Below are 2,548 nucleotides of genomic sequence, written 5' to 3'. Positions count from 1 at the left end.
CGGTATCGGCACTCCACCCGTGAGGCTGCGGCCTGTCATGACGAGGGGTGTGGGGTCGAATTGCCCGTTGATTCGCTACCATTGAAGATCCCACTCCCCCTCCGAGAACCATCCTTAGTACGAAAAGTCGCTAACGCTCGAGATGCTGGTAGGTATTGAGGCGCTGCCGACGTCAGTGTGACCTCGACCTGAAGGTTCTGCCAGCGCAATGCCGAAACCGAGAACTATTATGAGTCCTACAGCGATGATCTTTTTCATGACCTCCACCTTTCCTCCTGCTTATTAGCAGTCTAGCCTGTCCGCGTTGCAACCGTGTTGCAAGGGCCGACGCCCCCCCTGCAACGCTAGCGCATCGCCGGGTCTGTAGCATGGGCCAACGGTATATGAGAAAAGAAAGGAGGTTGGGATGACGCGCGAACAAGCACGCAAGACACTATCCGGCACCTCGCTCTTTCGGTCTCGCGACGGCAAGGTCGTGGTTCGTGATGTGACGCTCATCAGAGCGGTTCAGGCTTACGAGCAGGAGCAGTACCGAACTACGCACCGCTCCGTGCAAGCAGTAAACTAAACGCGTGTGGCTCGACCGCTTGCTCAAACGCATCCAGACGCACCCCGGTCCGGTGGTGCTCGAGGGTGGTGAGAGCTACGGCGCGCCCTATCTGATCGAGGCGCTGTCCTACTCGGGAGCGGTCATCTGGCTGGCGCTCGGTCGCGCCGACCGCCACGACCCGGTCGCCCAGGGCAACGCGCTGGCCGAGGCGGTCAACGACGTGCTCGGCTCGCCCCTGCTCCCCCACGGCCTGCCTTTTGGCTACGGCGTAGAGGTGCTGAAGACCCATCTGCCCCTCTTCGGGCCCATCACCGTCGCCCTCTCGAACGCCCACCATGCGCCCCTTATGAGCGACGCGCTGCTCGAGCTCGACCGCGGCCCCACCCGGGTGGTGATCGACACCGCTCACCTTCAGCATCCGCCCCGCCGCAACACGCTCTACCTCGGTCCCCAAGAACTCGCGCTGCGCGCCGAGGAGGCCGAGGCCCTCGCGGCCGATGCACTTGTCGGCGGCGACTTGGAGACGCTCTACAGGTCGTCCGCCGGGGCTTACCTGCCCTTCCTCGCGGGTGTCAAGCGCGCCCGCGGCGAGCCGCCCCCGCTCGTACCGCATCCCCGCACCACGCTGACGGCGCCGGGCGCCGAGGCACTCGTCGAACCCGGTTCGTTGCTGGCGACGCTGCGCCGTGCCAACCGGCACGTCGAGGCCCTCGATTTGGCAATCACCCATCTTCCGGAACGGGTTGCGGAGGTGCTGATCGAAGCCGGACCCGAGTACCAGGCGCGGGGCTTGCTGCGGCGGCTCCACATCCTCCTGGAGAGCCTGGACGCGGCATATCAGCAACAGGAGAGGGTGCTCTCCTGGCGTCTCGTCGCCGCTGCTGCGGTGGGAGAACTCCCCGAGGTCATGGGGGACGCGCGTGCCTACCTAGCCGAGCACGAAGCACCCGATCTGCGCGCCCGCTACGCGGGTGCCTTAAAGGATCCTGTGCTCGGTTTCGCCGAGGCGCGCCGCGCGGCCTCCCAGAACGAAACCCCACTGTCCCTCTTTCAGCTCGGCCGCCTCCACCCCGATCCCCTCCAAGGCGTTACCCTCCTGCGCAGGAGCGTGCAGGTCGCCGAGCAGCGCGGCAGGCCCTACGAGGTCGCGCGAAACGCCGCGGCCCTCGGCGAATGCCTGATCTTTGCCGGCCACTACCAGGAGGCCGCCACCTGGATGGAGTGGGCGCTGCGCTTTTTTGACGGCCACGGCCTCAAGGACGGTTACCGGCGCCTCCTGCTCGTCAACAACGGCGGCTTCGCGCGGCTCATGATCGGCCGGACCGCCGGGCTCATCGACGAATTTACTGCAATGAAGGAGCACCTTGAGACCGCCGCACCGGACCTTGCCATCCTGTTCCGCTCGACCCTATCGAGTTTGGAACTCGTCGAGGGAAATCTTGACGACGCCGAGCGGCTGGCCGAGGCGAACATCTGGAAGAGTGCTAGAGTTCACATCGGCCTTTTCATGGTGCCTTTCGTGCGCATCCTCCTCGAGAAGGGCGACGTGGCGAGCGCCCTGACCGAGAGCCGGCGCGCGCTCGAGCTCACCGCCGGAGAGAGCGACATCCATCATCTTCCGGCCCTGCTGGCGTCGGGAATGGTCAAGGCATTTCACGACCCGCCCGCAGCGCGCGCTCCCCTCGATAGGGTTCTCGGCGCCCCGCAGCTATACGCGTACCAGCGCGCCGCCGCCGCCGTTCACCGCCTCATGCTGAACCAGCGTTTGGAAGCGCGCGCCTGGGATGAGGGGGTACCCACCGAGGTGCAAGAGGTTCTGGCGAATCTGGCTAGGACGGGCCTGAAATTCCTCGGCGGCCCCGAACCCGTCTTTACGGACGTCTGGGCGCGGCTGCTCGCCCAGAGCGAACCGCTCGACATCCGCGTGCTCGGCAGCGCCCAAGTCCGCTACGAGGGCAACCTGCTCGGGCTCTCCGAGCGCGTCCTCGAGGTGCTGGT

The 2,548-nt window shown here is 65.7% G+C and carries 2 protein-coding genes; both read left to right on the top strand.

The window, feature by feature from the left end; translation table 11 throughout:
- The first annotated feature begins 406 nt into the window (after nucleotides 1-406).
- Nucleotides 407-568 (top strand): hypothetical protein, encoded by a 162-nt coding sequence (locus M3498_02290; GenBank protein MDQ3458126.1) that lies wholly within the window; start codon nucleotides 407-409, stop codon nucleotides 566-568.
- Between the two features lie 4 nt (nucleotides 569-572).
- The coding region (locus M3498_02285) for a hypothetical protein (protein MDQ3458125.1) at nucleotides 573-2,548 on the top strand (1,976 nt) is incomplete at its 3' end.

It is taken from the genome of Deinococcota bacterium (genome assembly GCA_030858465.1).
Classification (GTDB): domain Bacteria; phylum Deinococcota; class Deinococci; order Deinococcales; family Trueperaceae; genus JALZLY01.
Note: the sequence above shows the minus strand (reverse complement) of the source record. Positions and strands in the feature narration are given on the sequence as shown.